1 pseudogene is annotated in these 402 nt (G+C 54.2%); it reads left to right on the top strand.

What is annotated here, in order from left to right:
• Window positions 1-402, top strand: a pseudogene (gene nusA / locus ACEWB7_RS18385) (transcription termination/antitermination protein NusA); the annotation flags it as partial.

The raw sequence follows: 402 nt of genomic DNA on the forward strand, positions 1-402 counted from the left end.
GGTTTCTACTGAACTGGGCGGAGAGCGTATCGATATCGTCCTGTGGGATGATAACCCGGCGCAGTTCGTGATTAACGCAATGGCACCGGCAGACGTTGCTTCTATCGTGGTGGATGAAGATAAACACACCATGGATATCGCCGTTGAAGCCGGTAACCTGGCGCAGGCGATTGGCCGTAACGGTCAGAACGTGCGTCTGGCTTCGCAGCTGAGCGGTTGGGAACTCAACGTGATGACCGTTGACGACCTGCAGGCTAAGCATCAGGCGGAAGCGCACGCAGCGATCGACACCTTCACCAAATATCTCGACATCGATGAAGACTTCGCGACTGTTCTGGTAGAAGAAGGCTTCTCGACGCTGGAAGAACTGGCCTATGTGCCGATGAAAGAGCTGTTGGAAAT

It is taken from the genome of Acinetobacter sp. NIOH-H-8 (assembly GCF_046635365.1).
GTDB lineage: Bacteria > Pseudomonadota > Gammaproteobacteria > Pseudomonadales > Moraxellaceae > Acinetobacter.